Source organism: Paenibacillus agaridevorans (genome assembly GCF_003112455.1).
GTDB lineage: Bacteria > Bacillota > Bacilli > Paenibacillales > Paenibacillaceae > Pristimantibacillus > Pristimantibacillus agaridevorans.
Genome location: NZ_BDQX01000028.1, coordinates 81,094 through 103,110 on the forward strand (window position 1 = coordinate 81,094; position 22,017 = coordinate 103,110).

The window sequence follows — 22,017 nt, forward strand, 5'->3', positions numbered from 1 at the left end:
ATCACTCCACGATACCCGTGCGCTCAATACCTTCGACAAAATATCTTTGCGCGAACATATACACGATTAGCGGCGGAGCGATAATCAAGAAGGCTGCCGCCATCGTAATCGACTCGTTTAAGCTGAAATAACTTCCGCCCATGGAAGAACCTGTGGCAGCAGCCGAATTTAAGTTCCCTTGCAAAAACTGCATGCTTTGTGCCAGCAAAGTGAAATCGCCGTTTTTTAAATATAAAGCAGGCTCGTAGTAGTCGTTCCAGTGCCACACGAAAGAAAACAGGAAGACGATCAACAGCGCGGGTCTAGCTAACGGCAGCATAATACGCCAGAACGTCTTTAGAGGACCCGCTCCGTCCATGCGAGCGGATTCTTCCAACTCCTTAGGCAAGGTAGCAAAAAACTGACGAAAAATAATAATAAATATCGCGCCCTTCAGCCCTTGTGCAAACAAGCCGGGAACGAGCAAGGGCAGCGGCGTGTTTAGCCAACCCAGCTTGGAATAGAGTACATATAACGGAATGGATAACGTTTGTGGCGGGATCAGAAAAGTCAGCAATACGATGAAGAAGAAAACGGATTTCCCCGGAATCCGCATTCTGGCAAAACCGTAGCCCGCGATCGCGCACGAACCCATCTGCAAGAGCGAAGCGGCGATCGAAATCCATCCCGTCTGTATAAGGGACTTCCAATAATGCAAGCCGATGATAGCTGAAGCATAATTGGACCACTCCAGCTTACTCGGAATCCACTGGATCATGGGATTCACTAGATCGGTTCCATGCTTCAAGGAAGTCGTCAACATATAGACAACAGGATTCAGATACAACAACGCAGCTGCGGATAGGATGATGTAGATGGCCAGTTTGAATAACCATCCGTCATTAAAGTGCCTTCCGAATATAAGCATGCGGCTTTTTTGCATTCCTTCGCTTGTCCTCAGCCTGATGCGCCAATCGTCCAAACGCTTCAAGCTAGAATGTCCCACTTTACTTTTTTCGCTAGTCGGGATTTGCCCATCATTCATCTCGTCGCCTCCGTTTTCTTGCTTTGACGTCTTGCAATAAAGACAAGTGCTAATATTGGCAACATAATAAAGGCAAAGTAAATCCATCCTAAAGCGCTGGCATAACCGTATCCTGTATTTGCATCCGTTGTATTTTCCAGAATATGGCTTATAATGGGGTTGAACGGGTTGGAGGACTGCTCCACCAACGTATAAATGAGATTCAAAATAATAAACGGTGAAATGGCTGGAAACGTAATTTTCCAAAATGATTCCCATGGCGTCGCCCCGTCGATCTGAGCTGCTTCGTAAATCGTCTTGGAGATTGTCTGGAACGCCGCCAGAAACAAAATGATTTGCACGCCGGAGAACCAGAGTATTATGACGAATTTGCTGAGCAAATCCACAACCGTTCCGGCAGCGGTTAACGGCAGTACATCATAGATCACATCCGTCAGATTGTATCTCTCCACTAGAGGCAATGAGCCCTGCCCTTGATTGAACAATTCGAGCAGCACCTGACCTGAAGCGAAAATAACGGGAAGGAAAAAAACGGCTCGGTACAGCATTCTTCCTTTGAACTTCTGGTTCAGCATGATAGAGATCAGGAGAGCAAAAATGACGGTAATCGGCACAACCAGTATCACTTCACGCATAAACAGAAACATTTCTATCGGAAAAACGTTATCAACTACAAACGCATGTTTATAATTGGTCATCCCTACAAAATCGTATTTCAACCCTGATCCGTCGATCTTGACTCCTACCTTATGAAAGCTGATAAAGAAGGAATAGATTAACGGATAGGCGACAAACATAACGATCCCGATCATCCAGGGCAGGAGGAAAAGGTAGCCTCGCAATGCATCCTTTAACGATTGCATTCTTCTGTGCCGGGCATGATCTTCTTTAGTCATTAACGTACCCATGTTCATCCGGCTCATCTTTCCTCCTCCTCTGCAACTTGGTAGAACATGGGCTCAATCGTAAAACCTTCCCCCTGATACGGGTCATTATTGTAATTCACCCGAACCTTTCGCCCGTTCTCATAGCGGGTCTCAAAAACGCCTTCAGCCAGCTTGCGATGCCCGGTGATGAAGCTGTTCCTGACTCCCGTCTTCGATAACACCTCGTATTCGGCCAAAATTTGTTGTTCGAGAACATCATATTGGGAGCTGAAAAAGTTTTCATACGACGTCCTCTTCAACATTCGCGGATCCTCGTAAGTCAGCGAAAATCGCGGAACTGCCCCATATTCGATTTCCCGCAAAAATTGCACAGCTTGATCTTCTCTCAGATTAGCCGGGCCTGAAGAATAGGGGACCAGGCCATGTACGGCTATCGGATAAAAAGGGACCTGCTCATCCACAATCAGATCGAAATTATATTCAAGGGGAAAGTCGAACATATGATCAACGTGGCCTAATAAAAAGTCAAACCCTCCCGATACTTTGACACTCCCTAATGCTTGGCGCACAGTATCCGTTATCTGGAGCGAGTAAGAGATGGATTGCAGCCTGCTTATTTTTCGATTCGGGTGATAATCGCTGTTAAGCTGGGTCCCCATGTTAACCAGATTGGCACTTTTTATCCCTATTTCCTTCCATTTCTCGATCAGGTCGGGCACGTATTTCTGTATATTCCTAACCGGACTGACCAAGTATATGGTTTCGTCCGCGGCGTTCCTATAGATTAGCGGCGTACCTACGATGGATTGTATACCATCGTCTCCGGGAGAAAATCCATTGTTCCGGGAGATGGAAGCCGTGTCAATACGATCGTTCAGGCTTATCTGAATGCCTTGCGCACCCAACTGGGCAATCAGATTTCGAAGCTCCTGCTCGCCTCCCGCCTCCCCTTCAATCGGGAAACGCTTCGGCAAGTTCCCCGGATCTCCACCGTTCTGCCAGCCTGCCAACCCGACCTCGATGTTGGTAACGCCCTGGTCCACAAGGCTTAGAACGATTTCCTCTACCTGCTTGAAAGTTGTTGCGACTCTAAGCTTCTCTCCCAGCGGCGTCGATTCGCCTGCTCCTATGACGAACTGGAGCTGCAAAGGCGACTGATTGAGTTTCGAATCGAGCCTCTCTACTTTACGATGTGTCATCAAGTAGTCCCTATAGGCTTGCGCCATGCCCACATAGTCCGCATCCTTCTGATCGAGGAAAATATAGCGAACCGAAACGGCTTCGTACGGCATCTTTTTTTCATACGATAAGATACTCGATGTCTGACCTGTCGGCTGACTATAAATTCGACGGTATACGAACTTCGCATGCGCTTCATTGAATTGCGTCGAAATACCGGCCGGAGTAGCTACAATATTCGCTCTGGAAGCTCCTTCCTCGATAACGGCAACATAACCTTCCTCGCCCGAATTAAGACCGAATACCGGATAGGAAACCGGTGTTCTTCTCGTTGAGGGAGTCGTGGCGGGAATCGACCAGTCCTGACCGTACACCGGGTAATTATAGGCATTTATTAAATCGAGGCCTTCTTTGTTAAAGCGGATCAGACCGCCCGGACCATCCGGTACGAGCAAATAACCGTCAGACCCATTCATGGCTGCCCCCATAAAAGGAAGGAAATTAAGCTCCATCAACAAATTCTCTTTCGTTTCTATAATCCCAAGCTCCGGGATGCGGGCAACCAGTTGATTGTCTTCCAGTCGGTATTCGACGTAAAACTGGAAGCCGAGTTCCTCGATAACGTACATCAAGGCGACTCCCTCTTCGATGCTATGCCATTTTACAGTCGTCGGATATTCTTTCAAATTCGTGTCTTTGATTAAAGTCCTATCGGCGTTAAAGTAACTTAGAACGATAGGAGACTCCAGATGAGAGCGCCATAATCCTTTTGTTTGATCCATCGCCAGCGCCGCGGAATCCGGATTGCTTCGCCACATCTTTCCGCTGCGTTTATCCTCGACCGCAACCTGTCCTGTCTGCGGATCAAACCATAAAGCAGCCTTCTTCTGCTCATACGCTTTGAACCATTGCACGCCATCTAAATTACGGGACTCCACTTGAGGTACATCCGATGTAACGTCCAAGCTGGAGAAGAAGGCCATAGCATCAGTCGTTGAATAAATGTCAGAATTCACGACAACGGAAGAGGGCCGGTTCATCCACAAGACAGCTGAGATGATGATCAGAATGGCGGCCAACGCCGCAGTTCCTTTTTTCCAATGCCTCCGGTCGAACATCTTTATCGCTTTATCGAACACGTAACCACACCTCCTGCCCAAAGCCAGTAACAAAGTCGGTCGCCTGATAGACCAATCCGATCAGAATGAAACCGAAAACCCACAGGCAGAGAAACGTGACTACGGAAACCGACATCATGCCGATCGCTTCTTTCAGATTATAATTGTGCGCATTTTGGGTGCCGACAAAGATCAGAATAAACACCCAGATGATGATCAAATAATGAGCCGCAGTGTAAAAAATCCCTTCTTGCAAAGTCAGCGCGTTCGACAACCATTGTATCGGTAAAATAAATAATATGTACGGCGCCAACGCATAGCTGTTCACGACAAAAACTTTGCCGAACGAGCCTTCGCCGCGCATAACTGAGCCCGTCAAATAATTGGCGACGATCCAGGAAATCCAGGGCAGAAAATATTTCATGGCCTCCGTTGTCAGATTCAATGTCTCGAACCGCTGCGCGGCGAACAGCATGCTTACGAGTGCTTTGCCCGCAATGATGACTACAAATCCGAGCACTACAAAGAACAAAGCGAATCGCCATCTGACCTGCGTCGATGCAGTAATGTCGTACATCCCGTTCATCGGATGCCGCAGCATGGCGAGCATCTGCTTCCACGGCTCGGCCAGCATGCGTGCCCAGAATGCCAAGCGACTATTTCTCTGCGGTAGATTTACCGCCGATGCCTCGCTCTGATCGTCGGTAAGCCCCGGTTTCTTGCGGCTTCTAATGATTTTCTGGCCAAGAATAAAGCCGATAAGAACAATAGTCAGCACCGTCATTGCCGTACCGAAGTATTGAAGAAGAAAGTTCATCCGCACCTGCCAGTACGATTCTGAATAGCCTTCTTTATCCTTCGCTTGTTCGAAATACGCCATAGCCTGTTCGTATTCCCCTGCTTTAAACATAGCTTTGGCTATACCCAAGTAAGCTCTGTCGTACATCCCGTTCAAGCGATGAATTTCTTCCCACAGTCCCCTTGCTTCTTCGTATTTTCCCTGGTTATCCAAATAAGAGGCTTGATGGACCAGTTCTCCGAAATGCGTACGCTTCATGACTTGGATGCGATTTAGTTCCCCATCGGCTATATAGAGGGTGCCGTTCGAGTCTGCAACGATACTTGTCATCCGTTTGAACATTCCTAGCCGCTGTTCCGAGCCTACGGAAGTCGCTCCGAAAAGGAACAACAGCTGGCCGTATTTATCATACTGGTATATTTTCCCCTCAGCAGTTTCCACCACCGACATAACCCCATGCGAATCCACGTGAACATCTTGAAAAGAAAACCGCTCCAAAGGCTTCACCCAAGGTGCGAAATTATGATTCATCAGGAGATCGACCCCGCCGAAGTTAAGCCGCTTCAACTGCCCGCTCTTCAAATCTTTGTTGACCGTGAACATAAATTTCTTGGCGTCAAGAGTCACATTCGTAACCGCGCCCGGCAAGCGCGAAAGCTCTTCCTTCAGTTGCTCCTCCGTGAAAAACTTCCTCTTCAAGCTGTCCAGCCAGCTGGTCGGAACTTTATTGGCTCCATAAAAACCCGCAAACGTTCCATCGGGCGCAAGCTGCAACAGTCCCTGATAACCGCCTTTTGTAACCAAGTAAATATATCCGCGTTGATCGACAACCACTTTCAAAGGCGCATACACAAACGTTTTCGGCAGCAGCTCAGAAGACGGGGCAAGCAGCTCTTTCGCGAACTTCCCTTCACGGTCGAAAACGGCGACTCTACGGCTCCCGGTATCCGCGACATAGATTACGCCTTCTTCCGTCACGAATACGCCTTCCGGTTTTCGCAGCTTTGCCTTGGGATCCTGATCAGTCGATTCAGGTATCGTCCGTACAATACGCCCCTCCAAGTCAAGCTGCACGATACGATTATTGCCTGCATCCGCTACATACAGCTCATCCTTGGATGTCATGAATAAATCCTCCGGATGGTTTAGCCCCCCCCATACGGCTTTCGGAACGAAGGCATTGGGGGTTCTAATCCATACGTCATTCGTATCGCTTGAATAGGTCGTATAGGGCAGTTCGGCATAAGCTGGCCGATCCGCTCCCAAGAAGAGAACGACTCCCAAGACAACGGCCAACAGTATTTTAATCATTCGCCTGAGCGTCTTGCTGCTTGTAGGCATCGTTCCACTCCTTTATTTGATGCCCGAATGAGCCATCGTATTCAGTACTCTGCGTTGAAACAGCAGGAAAACGACCAAATTCGGAGCAAACATAATCAATCCCGCAGCGGCAGCAACCCCTTGTCCTACCACATTATTGGCCAACCCGTTCGTTAGCGTCATCGTGTAATAAGGAAGTGTTTTCATCGATTCGGTAGAGGTGAACAGTACCGACGTTTCTGTCTGCGCCCATGATCCCTGGAAAGCAAGAATCCCAATGGTGGCTACCGCTGGCATGCAAATCGGCAACGCAATTCGGAAAAAGACGACCCATTCCTTCGCACCATCAATTTTCGCCGCTTCGATCAGTTCGTTAGGAATTTGATCCATAAACTGCTTCATCAAGAAAACGCCTACGGGCGCGGCAAGAAGCGGCAGCACATGAACAAGATAAGTATCCATAATGCCCAAATTCGCTATGACCAAATAGCGCGGAATAGCGACAGTTTCCGGAGCAAACATTAGGGCGATTATTGTAAAGGAAAAGAAAAGCTCGCGACCTATGAACCGTTGCTTGGCAAACGCGTAGGCGGCCAACGAGCTAACGAAAATAACCCCTGCTACTGTAACTAAGGTCGTAAGAACGCTGTTAAACAAATAACGGGAAAACGGGATAACCGTCGTCTGCGATTTCAGAATCAGCTGTTGAAAGTTGAATAACGTCGGTTGATTCGACCAGAATCTGGGCGGATATAGAAATAATTCACTAATCGGTTTAAAAGCATGGTTGATAATAAACACTATCGGCAACAGCATGAACAACGCCAGCAAAGTAAGCCCGATCATTGCAAGAACTTGAAACAGATCGATCTTTTTCCAACGGATTCGCAAAAGTCTTATCCTCAATCCGGTCTTGGGTTTCGGAATATGAACAAGATTCGGCTCCATCTTATTCATCTCCCTTCGTTGCAAATAACCGGAACGACAGCCTAGAGCTTCCGTAGACGAGAAGAAGCAGAACGACGGACAACGCCGACGCGTAACCAAGCTCGTAACGAATAAATGCGTAGTCATCGATATGGTTTGTAATAAGATGACCGGAGTACTGCGGCGTAATCGGTGAACCGGCCAACATGGCACCGATCGATCCCGCCTTCAGCGTCCCGACGACCGACATGATCGCGCCAAACAGCATTTGCGGTTTAATAGCCGGAATCGTAATATAATAAATTTCCTGAAGTCTGTTCGATATTCCATCGATTGCGCCGGCCTCGTACAATTCCGTATTTACAGTCTGCAGGCCGGCAAGCATCGCTAGGAATCCTACGCCCATACTTGCCCACAATGAAACGATAATCATAATATTCATAAAATATTGCGGATCCTGAAGCCATAGTTGCGGATCTCTCACCATACCGATTGACAAAAGGAAGTTGTTTAAGTAGCCTACTCGGTCACCGTTGAAGATGACTAGCCATACGACCGACATAGCAACACCTGCAGATAAAGATGGCGTGTATATTGCAATCGTGAATATATCGCGGATACGTTTGGGAAGCTGATGAATCAACCATGCCAGTATAAAAGACAACGCATACCCCAAGGGTCCGACGATAATCGCAAATTTAAATGTGTTCGGAATCGCATTTTGCAAAAAGATGCGATCCCGCGCCAAAATGGTCAAAAAGTTGTCCCATCCGATAAAGGTCGGCCTAGAAATAGCATCGAACGAGAAGAATGCCAGTGCGTTTGCCAGAACGATCGGAATAACGATAAAAACCGTGAAACAGATCAGAAAGGGCGCGATGAACAGATAGGAAACCCGCTGCTTCCATAACGTCGTCGTGAATGCTTGCCATCTCTGTTTGATTGATACAGTGGAATTCATGGCGCTCCTCCTTTCCAAGGTTGCACAATTTGCGGAATATCAAGTGTACGCAGCACTGTACCATCGCGATCTCTCAGCTTGAACTCGACCTGCTTCCGTTCCAGTTCCCGATTAATATCGGCAACCGCTTGTTCCATAACGACGCGCGGATTTTTCTTCTCCAGCACGACTTTATTCCACGCGATATCCAAATACCTGCCTGTAAAGTAACCACCGGGAAGCTGGGGAACCTCTTTATACCATTGGAGCTGCTCTCCTATCGATTTGAGGTCTTGCTCAGGCCACGGCAGTTGTTTGAATGCCTCCATATTGGCCGTATTCCATCGGTATTCCGGTCCGTACAATGCTTCGATGTCATTGCCAAAGCGCCGCTGGGTGTCCGTAGAAGTCCACCATTTCAAGAATTCCCAAGCATCCGACTGTTTCTCGGATTTCTGAAAGATAACTCCGGCCTGTAATGCTCCTCCGGCCCAGCGAACAACCGTCCCATCTGCCTGCTTCATGCCGGGGATCGGGGCGATCTTCCAACGCCCTGCAAGCTCGGGAGCGGCAAATTGAACTTGCAAATAAGTATTGAAGTCAACGACACCTATCGGAATGTCGCCGATTCGAAAGTGACTATAGAAGCTGGGCACTTCCTTGGGCATTTGGTACAAATTGAACATATCTGTCCATTGTTCGAAGCCTTGCAGCGCTTCTTCGCTGTCAAGTGCGGAGTACAAACCGTCGGCAGTATAGTAGGAAGCGCCCTGTTGATACAGGAAGGGCAATCCGTCCTTGGGCGGGATATAGAAATCGAATCCGTTCTGCTGCAGCGTCGGCAGCATCCGCAGGACATCTTCCCATGTGTCCGGAGCGTTCAACTCCAATTGCTCCAAAATATCCGTACGGTAGAGCAGGACATTAAATCCTTGTATTTCGGGCAGTGCATAGTCTTTCCGATCATAATGAAACACCGATAACGCACCGGGGTGGAATCGCTTGGCGACCTCATCGTAGTCGGGAAAACGAGATAAATCCGTCAATGCTCCCCGGGTTGCAAAGTCAATCGGCATCCCTGCGTCGACACCTAACGCCACGTCTGGCTGCCTGCCGGATATATTGCCCAGAATAAGCAGCTGCGGGTCCGGTACAATGTTGATATTAACCTGGATGCCAGTTTCAGCTGTGAAAGTTTCATCCGTTAATTGTTGAATCACGTTGACGTAATCCCGATTACGATTGACCCATACATCTATTGCTTCAGGCTTGTTACGAACATATTCAAAATTGTTAGTAAAGGAACGAAAGAAATTGCCTAACATATGGCCGGTTCGTTGCGACCAATTGGGCTTGATCTTAGGAAGTTGTGCACCGGGCTCGGCGATCCACAGAAAATCCAACAGCAGCGGTTGATCCAGCATACGAAATGTCCATGTTCCTAAATTGTTCTGTATGGATGCAAACAGATTCAATCGATTCGGGATCGTACGCGGATGGTCTCGTAAATCAGTTAGATCTCTGGCCGCCGAATCAAAAGCATTCTCAATATCCGATCGCCCGATTGTAACTTCACCAAGCAAGCTCGACAAATCGGATAAATCCTCAATAATAACCGTCATTTGCTCATAGAGACCGGGAATATATTTCTCCAAATCCCAATCTCGATTGAGATCCGTATTTCCCCCTGTCGAATACGATTTCTCGAAGTTCCCCGTAATTTTCCGAATGGTCTGTTCCAGCTTGCCTATTTTCTGCAAGTTGTGCAGCAGTCCTTCATAAACCGGCATAACTGGAGCGGAGCTGACGGTCATTCTGAGGGTATGCTTCCCTTCCGTCAATTGAAACGGTAGAGGCTGTTCCTCTTCATCTGATAGCGTCAATCCCTTCCAATCCCATGATGAATTGTAAGGGAAACCGACCTGCTGCAATTGCTTGAACGGAGACTTGCCGTCGATCGTAATGGTTCTGTAAGCGTATGCATTATTGGAATATGCCTGTAAATATTTAAATCCGATATGATAAATGCCATCTTTGGGCACATTGAATTCCCATTCAATCCATTCCCCGCTTCTGCGGAACTGGTCGCCTCCGATCGTGTTGTAACGAATATGACCGTCTGCCGCTGGAGATATCAATGCACTATCCGTCGATTGCAGCTGAATCGACGTATTCGACTTAAGCGAGATTTGCTCGGCCTCAACCTTCTGCAGCCATTTACCTGAAGCTGTCGTTGCTGTAAGCTGATCATTTTCCCGTGTGAGCTCATCTGAAAGCATTGGATCCTGAGGGGATACCAAATATAGTCCCTGTAGCTTCATTGCATCCCGGCTAGATATTAGTCGGACTGTGTGTTTCCCCTTGGTAAAAAACCACTTTAAAGGTCTCGGGTCAACTGCGTAGTCGGTTAGTCGTACATTCTTCCAGCCATTTGCCTCAACGGAAGCAGGCCTGCGATCGTTATCAAATTCATCTCGTTCCGGTGGATAAACACTGTCCGAGTAGTGGCGTTTAAGTACAATACGCTCAGCCTCCAGGTAGGGAGAAATGCCATCGATTTGAATCCCTAACCGCAAATCGGTCTTATGATCATCGGCACTATCATAGATCACACCCATGTTGTAATAGCCATCCTCCGGCAATTCTACCGTCCATTCAATCCACCCTTCACCTCCCTTTGACAGCAGACCTATGTCATCCGACAAGAGGTTATATAGCTGCGGATCGGAAAGGTCCGCGTAGTCTTCGGCAGGAAGCAGAAGTGGCTGTTTCAGCAAGGTCGAATCTTGCGTTCCTTCGGGCGCCAACGCCAGCCATTGCAAATAGGTGGGAATTCCGTTCACTTTCTCGATCGGACGTGTTTTGATTTCATTATGTGTATCCCCGTTCACAATCTGCATGGGCAAGGGACCTGTAAAGGAGAAAAGTAGGATAGAAGATAACACCACAGCTTTAACGTATTTCCAACGCCTCAACATATTAAAGCCTCCGAATTTTTATCGAAGAACAATGCATGGTTCATATCAACGCCAACGACGATCCGTTCTCCCTCTTCGAAACGGGTTTTAGGATCTACACGCACAACGATTCTCTGCTCTTTGTTGTTTGTATACAAGTAGGTATCCGCGCCTAACAATTCCTTAATTTCAATAACAGCCTCGAATACATTCATCTGCTGCTCAGGCTTCGCCAAATCATCATTTCGATAAAGCAGGTTTTCCGACCGAATGCCTAGAATAATCGGCTTATCGATTGATCCGTTATCACGCAGCATTTTGCTCTTATCTTCCGAAATGCGCAGCGTATGCTTGCGTGTTTCAAATAAGCTATACCCATCGCGAACCCTGACCTTTCCTTCAATAAAATTCATCTGCGGTGATCCGATAAACCCGGCCACGAACAAATTTGCCGGCCTACTATAAATTTCCTCGGGCTTCGCAACCTGCTGGATAACTCCATCTTTCATAGCTACAATGCGTGTTCCCATCGTCATTGCCTCTACTTGATCATGCGTAACATAAACCGTTGTTGTACGCAGTCTGCGATACAGCTTGCCAATCTCTTCGCGCATCTGAATACGCAGCTTGGCATCGAGATTCGACAAGGGCTCATCCAAGAGGAATACTTCAGGTTCACGAACAATGGCCCGCCCCAAAGCAACACGCTGTCTTTGTCCGCCCGACATTTGCTTTGGCAATTTATGCAGTTGCGATTCGATGTCCAATATTTTGGCTGCGCGATTTACACGCTCATGAATTTCAGCTTTCGGTAGTTTACTTAGTCTGAGGCTAAACGCTATATTCTCATATACCGTCATATGCGGATATAGCGCATAGTTCTGGAATACCATTGCAATATTGCGATCCTTGGACGAAATATAATTGACAATCCTGTCTCCGATAATAATATTTCCTTCCGATATATCCTCCAATCCGGCCAACATCCGGAGCAAAGTGGACTTGCCGCAGCCAGAAGGACCGACAAGCACCAGAAACTCGCCATCCTCAATCTCCAGATGAAAATCCTTAACTGCTACCCGCTGCTCCCCGGCGTATTGTTTATAAATGTGTTGAAACAATACTTTAGACACGGTCGCTCCCCCCTTATGCTTAGTCAAGCTTCGGGTTTATCCAAAGCTTGACTGTTATCCTCACTGTTGCCTAAATCTCTTCTCCTACTTGCCAAGCTTCTCTTTTAGAATTTCATTAACCTTTTGCATTCTTGATGGGAAAAACTCATGCGCACTGATCTCTTCCTCATAGGCTATGGATCCAAATTCCGTAAAGCTTAGTCCTATTTCTTTACTAGCAGGTATGAATCTTGCAGGATCGAAATGGGTAATTCCCGGCGTATACATTAATACTTCTTTATCGAAGCCCTCATATACTGCCGCGCTCGCGAAAGCTTCCACCAATTCCGGGTCATTGGAATTCGGGAACGAGCCGCCGAATTGAAACAATGTCTTCTGACCTTCCTTGGTCGCATCCCAGAACTTGATCAATTCCCAAGCTGCCTCTTTATGCTTGCTCGCTTTCGAGATCGACATTGGACTGAGCCAGCCGAAATTAACCTGCTTCGCTGTCCCTTTAGGCATAGTGGCGATGTCCCATTCGAATGGGAATGCTGCTTTAAAGCCTGGGAGAACGGGGCCGATCGCAGTGAAGAATAAAGATTGTCCGATATGGAACGCATTCATTTCAATTTTTGCTTCCGCCGCGCGTTTCGTATTGATTAGTGATCCGTCATTAACCATCAAATCATTAAAGAAGTTCAAATCATCCAATACTTCAGGAACGGAGCCGTCGGCAAGATTTCTCGAGAAATCTTCATTCATCGCCGCCATGTTAGGCGCATGTCCATTTGCCATCGGCAATGCCATCGACACGAAGTTATGCCACCATACGCTGTTGGTTACGCCGAAGTGACCAGCACCCGGATTGGTAGCAGCTTTGGCCATCGTTCTGAAGTCTTCCCAAGTCCAATCTAGTTTCGGCTTCTCCAAACCGTATTGCTTTAATAAATCTTTGTTATACAGGATGAAAAATCCGTCATTGCCGCGGCTTAGCGCATAAAGCTTGCCATCTCTCTTGAAATTATCCAAATACCCATCGCGATACGGATAGCTTTGGAATTCAGCGTCCTTCTCGGCGTACGGCGTTAAATCTTCGATAAGATCTTCTTCGATCGCCCGATCCAGCGAAGTATTCCAGATAACATCGAGCGGCTGTCCCGCTGCAATGCTTTTAATTAACTCATCTTCGCCATTTTCCGCATACACGCCCTCCACCGTTATCCAAGGAAATTTCTTGGTGAAAGCTTCGAACATTTTAGGCCAATCCTGATTTTCTGGCGGAATGACCCAACCTACTCTCAGCGTGATGGGCTCTTGCGATTCTGGCGTTGCTTGCGATTCTACCGGGCTAGACTCTGGCTGCTTCGTCGGTGCCGTTGTAGCTTGTGGTTCATTTTTACTGCTGCATGCCGCTACAACCACTACAAGCATACAAATTGTAAGCACTTTCAAAACCTTTAATAATCCATGCTTTTTCATAGATAACCCTCCCGAATTCCATTTTATATTATCTTACATTGAAACCTAATATTGTACCTACTATTTTCGTGTTTTGTATCAATATTAGTTATTCGACTGATCCAAACAGGATATCTGTAAAATAATAATTGCCTCCGGGGGTCTTCGTCTTGGTGAATGCAACTGGCAGCACAAACAGCTCCAAGGGGTCTTTCCCCTTCTGGGCTTCAATTTCCAGTACATGCTCTCCCTGGGGAAGTTCCATCTCGAATAGCCTGTGCATATAGCTGCGATGATAGCCTGGAATGAAATCTCTCATTTCATGATCTTCTAATACGATTTCTCCATTCAAGTGAACTTTTACCGGAAACGGAGTACCGATGATCAACCTGACATTGCGCTTACGTGGATTGACCAACATTGTCTTAGCCTTATATGTTCCCGGCTCTTCCGTTCCCAGTAACTTGGAGAAAGAAATTTGATTTCCAGGAATGACAACTTCAGTATGTTCCGTGCTGTCTGGCCCCCATAGCCTCCAATGGCCCGCTGATAGTAATATAAATCGAACGGTATGGCTGTTCCATAAAGAGTTGTCGTGAAAGCGTTCGATATGGAAGGATAGTTCATAGAATGGCTGCCTATCGCTTCCCGTTTCAACAACCGTTTCCCATACCAGTTTTTCATAAGGTTGAAGCTGATAGTTAGGGGCTTCTTCCGAACTCCATGAGGACGGAACTTCTAACGCAAGCTTCCCCTCCCATGGCTCCTCTGATTGGTTGCTTAGCGTAATAATCAGTTTTTTCCGCTCCGTCATTCCAACGGTAGGTCCTTCAGGCCCATAATCTATCGTCACCTCCAAACCTTGATTTAAAGCAGCTCCTTCAGGAAGCAGGTAGCGGTTGACTCTCACATTTTGCTCCAGCAGCCCACGAGGATTATAATCCCCGATCCATGCACCAGGGACGCGAATGTTGTCCTCCTCAACGTAGGTCGAGCACTGACTATCGATCATAACTGGAATATTCCATATAGCGATGACCTCATTGCTCACTTGCAGCGTGCGTCTTGTGAGCTCATCCAGATCGGCGGGGACAGAAAATCCTTTGATTTGCGGACTTACGACTACACTGTGCCCGATCGGTTTGACCCATCGGTCCGGTATACTTTCCGCTCCGCCAATGATTCCAAGAATCGCACCGAGCGTTGCGGCCGTGCAGTCCGTATCGTAGCCGCAATTGGCCGCTTTAAGTATACAATCCTCAAAATTATCGCCGTAAATCCAGCCAAGGATCGTAAACGCTACATTCTGGGGGGCATCCGTAAAATTGTAATTCCCATACTTGCTTACAATTAATTCCCGCGCTTCAATCCACGATTTCCCCATTGTCTTGCAATCTAGGATATCCTTAACCGCATTCGCGATCCGGCATTGCTCAGGAATAAAGGCTAAGCCGATTTGAATGAGCCGATCCCGGTCGGATTCGAGAAAAGCCGCGCTCTCGATCGCCGCAAAGAACATTTCGCCGTATACGCCTTCGCCACCAGCATGATCGACAATCGCGTCCTGATAAGCGTAATAGGCTGCCACTCCAGGTGCTCCTGGCGCCACCATAGCCCAAATTTCCGAACGAATCGGCGATCCCATGCAATCGGTAAACGGATTGTTGAACCATCCGCTTACCGGCGCTTGCAATCCATAGCGCAAGTTCGTGAGGCTATAACCGTACTCGTCAAAAGGGAAAAAGACGTGCTCGACCCATTCCTGTCCCAGTTCCTTCGAAGTGATTCTTGCGCCATACTGTTCCAGTACATGTAGCCAGACGAGCTGCAAATCAAGATCGTCGTTAGCTGTAGGCTTATCCGGGATTTCGGGGTAGAAGGTCAAATTCAGTAGTTCTGTTCTTCCCTCGTCATGACCACCCAAAGTACCGCCAATGTTTTTACCGAGCCACCCACCGAATACTTTGCGATAATAATCTTGTTCGTTTAATACGCTTTTTTTCAATCCGCTCACCTCCTCTTATCTTCAATGAATACAACTCAACATCACCATCACCATCATGTCGAATGGATTGACTCAATAGGTGACTCATCTGTATAATTGTAAGTGTTTTCATTATATGGCTTCCTATTCAATAACAACATTGCTAGGATTAATGTTTGCTTATCGAAGAATGTGTAAAGGAGGCTTCAGAATGGACTACTTTTCTATAAACGGACTGTCCAGACTAGACGTAAAGTGGTCGCGATTGTACAACATAGACCCAAACTTTCTGATACCGCGGGCAAATCCGCACTATGAACTGATCATGGTTGCTGATAGTCCTGTATTCATTCAAGTCGGACAAGAGAAATATACTTTGAACGGCGGGGACTGCTTACTCTTGTTGCCTTGGGAGGAGCATTTCGCCTGGAAACCCGGGGGCGGCAGCTTCTTCTGGGTTCAATTCTCATCCGACCCGTCACTTGAATTAATAGATGCAGGAGATAATTTAACCTCGCTGCTTAAGATTTGCCATACGAGTTCAAATTTTTTACGTACCTCTACGAATGAACATGCAGGGAAACTAATTATTCCTCGTCTTTATACTCCGTCGCGTCGTTATGAATGCTTGCATACGTTCGAAATCATGATCAACGAATTCAACAAACCGAAAGGTTATTACCATTATCGATTAAATCGCTGCTTGGCCAAATTAATCGAAATATCTGCGGAGGATTTACTGGATAAAGTCATGTCCGACATCAACTTGCCCGCATCCATCATCACTTACCAACGACTCGTGGAAATATTGAACGAAAGCTATATGCTGGAATGCACCGCTGCGTCTATAGAGAGAATGCTAGACCGAAAATACGAATATCTCTGCAACATATTCAAGAAATATTCGGGCATAACGATTAACCTGTATCTGCAACAACTCCGAATACAAAGGGCTAAGTATTTGCTTCGTGAAACCGAGAAGTCCGTGCAAGATATTGCCTTTGAATTAAGCTTTGAGAACCCTTTGTATTTCAGCAAAACGTTCAAAAAGCTGGAAGGATTATCGCCTTCGCACTATCGTGATAAATTCCAAACACTCTTATCTGCTGGTAATCCATCCTTAACTAAAGCAACAGCTCCTAATCTTTATTAGATAGGAGCTGTTGTTCATCTATTCAAGAATGAAGCCTTTAAAGTCCACTTTTGTTGACGCTCCCGTGAATACTTCCAATTTATATAAGCCTAGATCCAATTGATCGATAATCGACTCTTCACCAGCTAAACGTTGGATGTTGCCGTTAATTTTTACATAGGTATCCGGCGAACTACCTTTATATGCCTTCAACGTCAGCTTTCGCTTGGCGTTTACGAACACCCATGCGGACATAATAATCCTGTCCATCGAATCCGTCTTCGTGTAGTCCACAAAAACTTTGAAGCTGTCCGTCGGCATCTCAGGTATTGTCAACCAGTCGTCAGGAACGCTGTCTTTGATTTTCTGACTAGAATAATCGATTTTGGTATAGCCGTCCACGATGATCGTACGAGGGGATAAGCAAGTGAAAAGGACTTCCGCCTCGTACCGATGGCCGATGTCTCCAAAGTGCAAATGGTCTGAAATGATTTTCTGCGCGCTTATAGAAGAATACAGGAGAAACGTTTCCGTATATGCATTCATATCAACGAGCTGAAGTCCGTACGTTTCCGCCAGTTCTCTTTTCACTTCATTGGCTATGCTCGCGATATGCTCGCTCGTTCTCATCGGGTAGTCTTCCGCATATTCCGTTTTTACCCCCGGCTCGAGTATCGCTTGGGTCGTCAGGAGAAACGGTTGGATGTTCTTCGAATAGCACCAGTTAATCATTCGTTCGATACATCCTTTGAATCCGTCCCTATACGCTTTTTCGTTCGGATAGAGAAGCCGGTCGTTGATTCCGAAGCCTATTCCAATCATTTGAGCATCATGATAGGCGGAAGATTCACCAAACTGTTCCTCCAAGACCGTTATCGCCCAACTCGCATTCGTTCCGGTGAAGCCCGAGTTATAGATGCGCAATATTTCGTTATTAGTAGCTTGGCGAAGCAATTCCTCCAGTTTCTTCGAAAAAGCGTTAGGCGAAGTGCCGTCTATTCCAATCGTATTGGCAACCCACCCCGTCGTATTCGCGCCGTCGACCGTACTATCTCCGAAAAAAGCAATCGGGAACTTGCTTCCTTGCAGCCATTGCGTCCATGCATCATTGAACGTACATATTTTTTGCGGTATCCGAACATCATTTGATTGAACTCTTGAATTTGTATCCAAAGCAAGCTTCACCTCATTAATTAGAATCATGTAATATGTTTATTGCCTTAATAATAGCAACTTTTATTGCCATTAGAAATGATCTGGATTAAGATTTGCACACTTTAAAATCATAGAGGTCTATAGTATATCTGCAGAAGTCTTGAAGATCGTTGGCAATGGGCAAGAGATCGTCATCCAATATCTGACCCCATAAATCGGAACAGCGACAGTCAAAGGACGATAAAGTCCTGGACTGTCGCTGTGTTATCCCTTATTAGTACCGAATGAATACTTGAAGTTGCCTTCGCGGTCAAACGCGACAACAGAGTGTTTATTTGTATGATGAACATAAACATTAACCTCCGCATCTACGCAGATACCCTATGTATTAGCCCTCCTTCTACATTCATACGGCTCCAAGCGGCTTGGAAAACCTGTCTATCATTATACAATGTCTTGCTATTATTACCAGTCACCTGAGTCATGCTTATTAGCCTTTGACTGCCCCTAACGTCGCTCCTTCCATAATGGAGCGCTGCAGCAACACATACATAAAAACAAGCGGTAACAGTGTAATCATTAATCCGGCAAAAAGGGTAACCCAATCCGCCTTATATTGCATCATTATGCTGGCTTGATACATCGCCACACCTATTGTGTACTTGACAGGATCGCTCAAATATATAAATGGGCTAAGAAAATTATTATATAACCCCAGTATCTTAAAGATCGCAACGGTTACAATGCCGGCTGTCGACAAAGGCAATATAATTCTAAAAAACACTTGAAATATGGAGGCTCCATCCATATACCCGCTTTCCTCGAGCTCTTTTGGCAGAGATAGCATAAACCCGCTCAACATCATGAGAAAAAATGCGCTTTCGCCCAAGCTGTCGAGAACAATTAGCCCCGTCAAGCTGTTTGTCAAATTCAAATCCCGCATGAGAATATACTGTGGAACCAATGCGTTAATCCCAGGTAAAAACAGAGACAGCATGATGGCTGCCCATAGCAGCTTCCTTCCCTTAAACTCCAAGCGGGTTAATATATAGGCATTAATAGCTGTAAGAAAAGTACCGATTAACGTGCTGAAGCCGACATAATACACCGTGTTAATCATGGCTTGCCCAATACCGTATCCTTGCCATGCTTTTTCATAATTGATCCAGTTCATGACCTGAGGCAGCTTCCAGACATCCTGAAAAAATTCCCGATTCGTTTTGAGTGATTCGTAAAATACCCAGATCAACGGAAACAAGATGGAAACTGTCCAAATCAAGAGAAATAATGTCCACACGATATCCGCAGCATTGCGTTTCTCTTTCACTACTCTTTCCTCCTAAAATTCCGCTGATCGATTTGCCGTAAATTTATCAATAATCAGTTTTGCGCCAACCATAACAACAAATAGTAACATCCCAATCGCTGATGCATACCCATAGCTTTGTGATCCACCGCCAAAAGCAATGTTGAACATGTACAGACCAATAACATCAGTTGAACCTGAAGGGCCGCCATTTGTTAGTATCATGATGTTCTCAAAGCCTTTAAATACGCCTAACATTAAAAACAAAGCAGCGACTCGAATGATTGGCATGATTAACGGAATGGTTATCTGAAACAGCTTGTTCATATGATTAGCCCCTTCCAGCGTAGCCGCCTCGTAAAGCGACTTGGGAATGGTTGTCATGGCATTCATAAAGATAACAAAATAAAATCCGACCATCCCCCAGACCGAAGGAGGGATCGTAGCCCAAATGGCCGTGCTTTTTTCGCCCAGCCAATAAAAATTCCCAATATCTACACCTATTATTTTTAATCCCGCATTAAGCAGGCCAAAGGTTCCATCGTAAATAAAGGCCCATAACAGAGAGATCGCTACTGTCGACAAGACGTTAGGAAAGAAAAATATGACTTTAAATATCGAATTGCCCTTATAGTTTTTACTTGTTAATAAATAAGCCAACAGAAGGGAAATAAGAATCACGAGTGGCGGGATCGTAATCATGTAAATGAGGTTATGCCAAAGCGCCCTCCATACATACGTATCCTGAAACATATAAATGAAATTCTGTAGTCCGACAAAACGTTTTGCATTAATGCCATTCCAATCCAGCAGAGAGTAATAAACCGATAACAGATTAGGATATAGCGTAAACAATACATAGCCGCCAAATGCCGGAATAAGGCCTATCAGAATAAAAACCAGCTTTTGTACCTTTTCCTTTTTACGCCAGCCGTTACCTAACCTTCTCTCTTTGATCAGCATCTCAGTCAAGATGTCTTTCCCCTTTCTCTCGAGAGTGGGATGCGGGCCAAGCCCTTGGCTCGCCCGCATCCTTAACCTCGAACTAAATTACTGCTGAGCGTCTACCGCTACCTGCAGTAGTTTTTCCGCTTCTTCCAGCTTCGGGAGCGGATCCTGCTTGCCGGATGCTATATCATTTAATGATTCTCTAACTAATTTCATAGCTCTGTCTGCATTTTGATGCGTCAGTGACACGTCTCTCAAATCCGGACTTGCCCCTTTCACATTATTATTTTTCAAATACTCCAGTACCGCCTTTGGAGCATCTTGCAGCTTGTCGGCTTTTGATTCATCATTTAAAAAGTCGGCGCGAACAGGCAATGTACCCGCCTTTTCGGCAATTTGCAGCTGCACGTCCAGATTATACAGCCACAAAATAAACTCCTTCGCCCATTTCTTGTTCAACTCGGGCTTTGCGGACCAAATGTAATGCCCGCCGCCTGGATGCGAGCTGTAATACTTCACATCCTCCGCCTTCTCTCCCATCGGAATCAGCATAAAGCCCCACTGAAATCCTTCCGGAATGGAATCCTTCATCTCATTTTGCACCCACTCGCCAGTAGAAGCCGTTGCCGCTTGTCCCTGCAGCAGCTGCATCTGTGATTGCGTATGGCTTAGCGCCGCAACACCATCCGGGAACGCTTTCTTTTTCCCTAATTCATAAATTTTGTTATGAACGTTTACACTCTCTTCGGACATATAAAACGGCGTTTGATAGTTCTTGTAATTTTTGTTGAATGAATCTAGATTTCCATTAATATCAGCTGTTGCATACATCTGATTAACACCTAGAGAAAATTCCAAATACCCTGGATACTTGCCCGGATACGTAATTGGGATGATATTGTCTGCACGAATGGTATCCACCAATTCGGTAAACTCGGCCCAGGTTTGCGGGCTTTGATTCCAGCCTTTTTCCTCAAATAAAAGTTTGTTATAAAATAAACCCGTTACATTCTGACTGTATGGAAGAGCGTATTGTGTACCATGTAGCGTCGGCGTCGACTTATTTAGTGCATTCGTTAATTCGCCAAGTGTCTTGCCGTCGCCATCATACAGCTTGCGCTCCCACAGATCCTCCTGCGGCACTATTTTCCCTTCCTTGGCAAGCGCGGCTGCGACTGCAGCCGAATTTTCCCCTAGAAAAGCAGAGAAGATATCAAACATATCGTCGTCATTATTCGCTGAAATTTTAGTTGAAATAATCGTATCGATCTTCGGAGAATAGGTTGTATCGATTTTTACGTTAGGGAATTTTTCTTCAAAAGTACTAATGGCATAATCAATCCATTCCCGGCCCGTACCGCTTTCCCAATAGGCGAACTTCAACGTCACCTTCTCGTCTTTAGGCAAACCGTTTTCTTCATAAACAGCCGGTTCCGAATTTCCAGGAGCTGCAGTCGTATCTGGAGTCGAGCTTGACGGTGTACTGCCATTCCCTGGTGTTGCTCCCTTGCCCGAACATGCGGCTAGCATTGCAATCGATAGAATAGAGATGAGTGCCAGCTTCCAACTTTTGTGTTTACGCTTCAATGTTGACCCCTCCAAAAAAGAATTAGATTCGTGTAGCTACTTGAACAACTTTTGCCACGCTGCAGCTTTCATTTGGCATAATCAACTTAGCATTTCAAGCATTTTTCCGTACATAGCTTAAATGTAATGTGATAGACAAAAAGGAACTTTTGCCTTAATAAAGGCGCTAAAATCAATAAAC

Annotated in this window: 15 protein-coding genes; 1 reads left to right on the forward strand and 14 read right to left on the reverse strand. The window is 46.1% G+C overall.

Annotation, left to right across the window (positions count from 1 at the left end):
- Position 1: 1 nt before the first annotated feature.
- From PAT3040_RS01815 to PAT3040_RS01860, 10 genes are all read right to left on the reverse strand, one after another.
- A complete protein-coding gene (locus PAT3040_RS01815) occupies positions 2-1,024 on the reverse strand; it encodes a carbohydrate ABC transporter permease (RefSeq protein ID WP_181376396.1) in 1,023 nt (340 codons plus the stop codon).
- Positions 1,021-1,947 (reverse strand): carbohydrate ABC transporter permease, encoded by a 927-nt coding sequence (locus PAT3040_RS01820; RefSeq protein WP_258234785.1) that lies wholly within the window; start codon positions 1,945-1,947, stop codon positions 1,021-1,023. The genes PAT3040_RS01815 and PAT3040_RS01820 overlap by 4 nt, the downstream gene beginning before the upstream one ends.
- Positions 1,944-4,229, reverse strand: coding sequence for a DUF5696 domain-containing protein (locus PAT3040_RS01825; protein ID WP_108991314.1), 2,286 nt, complete (start codon positions 4,227-4,229; stop codon positions 1,944-1,946). Before PAT3040_RS01825 ends, PAT3040_RS01820 begins: the two co-directional genes overlap by 4 nt.
- Positions 4,219-6,348 carry a YIP1 family protein gene (locus PAT3040_RS01830; RefSeq protein WP_108991315.1) on the reverse strand — a complete coding sequence of 710 codons (2,130 nt, stop codon included), beginning with the start codon at positions 6,346-6,348 and terminating at the stop codon, positions 4,219-4,221. Before PAT3040_RS01830 ends, PAT3040_RS01825 begins: the two co-directional genes overlap by 11 nt.
- Positions 6,349-6,360: 12 nt before the next feature.
- Complete coding sequence (locus PAT3040_RS01835; RefSeq protein WP_108991316.1) at positions 6,361-7,275, reverse strand: carbohydrate ABC transporter permease; 915 nt, start codon at positions 7,273-7,275, stop codon at positions 6,361-6,363.
- A 1-nt stretch (position 7,276) separates the two neighbouring features.
- Positions 7,277-8,215 (reverse strand): carbohydrate ABC transporter permease, encoded by a 939-nt coding sequence (locus PAT3040_RS01840; protein WP_108991317.1) that lies wholly within the window; start codon positions 8,213-8,215, stop codon positions 7,277-7,279.
- Entirely contained in the window at positions 8,212-11,172 is a 2,961-nt protein-coding gene (locus tag PAT3040_RS01845) for an extracellular solute-binding protein (RefSeq protein WP_108991318.1), read from the reverse strand. The genes PAT3040_RS01840 and PAT3040_RS01845 overlap by 4 nt, the downstream gene beginning before the upstream one ends.
- A complete protein-coding gene (locus PAT3040_RS01850) occupies positions 11,166-12,284 on the reverse strand; it encodes an ABC transporter ATP-binding protein (RefSeq protein WP_087570641.1) in 1,119 nt (372 codons plus the stop codon). The genes PAT3040_RS01845 and PAT3040_RS01850 overlap by 7 nt, the downstream gene beginning before the upstream one ends.
- Before the next feature lie 84 nt (positions 12,285-12,368).
- Entirely contained in the window at positions 12,369-13,745 is a 1,377-nt protein-coding gene (locus tag PAT3040_RS01855) for an ABC transporter substrate-binding protein (RefSeq protein WP_108991319.1), read from the reverse strand.
- 88 nt (positions 13,746-13,833) lie between these two features.
- The gene (locus PAT3040_RS01860; RefSeq protein ID WP_181376397.1) at positions 13,834-15,729 is read right to left on the reverse strand and encodes an ADP-ribosylglycohydrolase family protein; all 1,896 of its coding nucleotides are present in this window, start codon (positions 15,727-15,729) and stop codon (positions 13,834-13,836) included.
- A 190-nt stretch (positions 15,730-15,919) separates the two neighbouring features.
- On the opposite strand from PAT3040_RS01860, the gene PAT3040_RS01865 reads away from it, so the two are divergent.
- Positions 15,920-16,861, forward strand: a complete 942-nt coding sequence (locus tag PAT3040_RS01865; protein ID WP_181376398.1) for a helix-turn-helix transcriptional regulator — start codon at positions 15,920-15,922, stop codon at positions 16,859-16,861.
- An 18-nt stretch (positions 16,862-16,879) separates the two neighbouring features.
- Here PAT3040_RS01865 and PAT3040_RS01870 read toward each other — a convergent pair whose 3' ends face one another.
- The 4 genes from PAT3040_RS01870 to PAT3040_RS01885 form a co-directional block, all read right to left on the reverse strand.
- Positions 16,880-18,013: an SGNH/GDSL hydrolase family protein gene (locus PAT3040_RS01870; RefSeq protein WP_181376399.1), complete on the reverse strand. Its 1,134-nt coding sequence runs from the start codon at positions 18,011-18,013 to the stop codon at positions 16,880-16,882.
- 472 nt (positions 18,014-18,485) lie between these two features.
- Entirely contained in the window at positions 18,486-19,322 is an 837-nt protein-coding gene (locus PAT3040_RS01875; protein WP_108991323.1) for a carbohydrate ABC transporter permease, read from the reverse strand.
- A 12-nt stretch (positions 19,323-19,334) separates the two neighbouring features.
- Positions 19,335-20,264: a carbohydrate ABC transporter permease gene (locus PAT3040_RS01880; RefSeq protein WP_108991355.1), complete on the reverse strand. Its 930-nt coding sequence runs from the start codon at positions 20,262-20,264 to the stop codon at positions 19,335-19,337.
- Between the two features lie 87 nt (positions 20,265-20,351).
- Entirely contained in the window at positions 20,352-21,836 is a 1,485-nt protein-coding gene (locus PAT3040_RS01885) for an extracellular solute-binding protein (protein ID WP_108991324.1), read from the reverse strand.
- Positions 21,837-22,017: the final 181 nt, after the last annotated feature.

Coding starts and splice junctions, on each gene's coding strand:
- PAT3040_RS01815 (WP_181376396.1), bottom strand. CDS start 1,024: ATGAATGATGGGCAAATCCCGACTAGCGAAAAAAGTAAAGTGGGACAT.
- PAT3040_RS01820 (WP_258234785.1), bottom strand. CDS start 1,947: ATGAGCCGGATGAACATGGGTACGTTAATGACTAAAGAAGATCATGCC.
- PAT3040_RS01830 (WP_108991315.1), bottom strand. CDS start 6,348: ATGCCTACAAGCAGCAAGACGCTCAGGCGAATGATTAAAATACTGTTG.
- PAT3040_RS01835 (WP_108991316.1), bottom strand. CDS start 7,275: ATGGAGCCGAATCTTGTTCATATTCCGAAACCCAAGACCGGATTGAGG.
- PAT3040_RS01840 (WP_108991317.1), bottom strand. CDS start 8,215: ATGAATTCCACTGTATCAATCAAACAGAGATGGCAAGCATTCACGACG.
- PAT3040_RS01845 (WP_108991318.1), bottom strand. CDS start 11,172: ATGTTGAGGCGTTGGAAATACGTTAAAGCTGTGGTGTTATCTTCTATC.
- PAT3040_RS01855 (WP_108991319.1), bottom strand. CDS start 13,745: ATGAAAAAGCATGGATTATTAAAGGTTTTGAAAGTGCTTACAATTTGT.
- PAT3040_RS01865 (WP_181376398.1), top strand. CDS start 15,920: ATGGACTACTTTTCTATAAACGGACTGTCCAGACTAGACGTAAAGTGG.
- PAT3040_RS01880 (WP_108991355.1), bottom strand. CDS start 20,264: ATGCTGATCAAAGAGAGAAGGTTAGGTAACGGCTGGCGTAAAAAGGAA.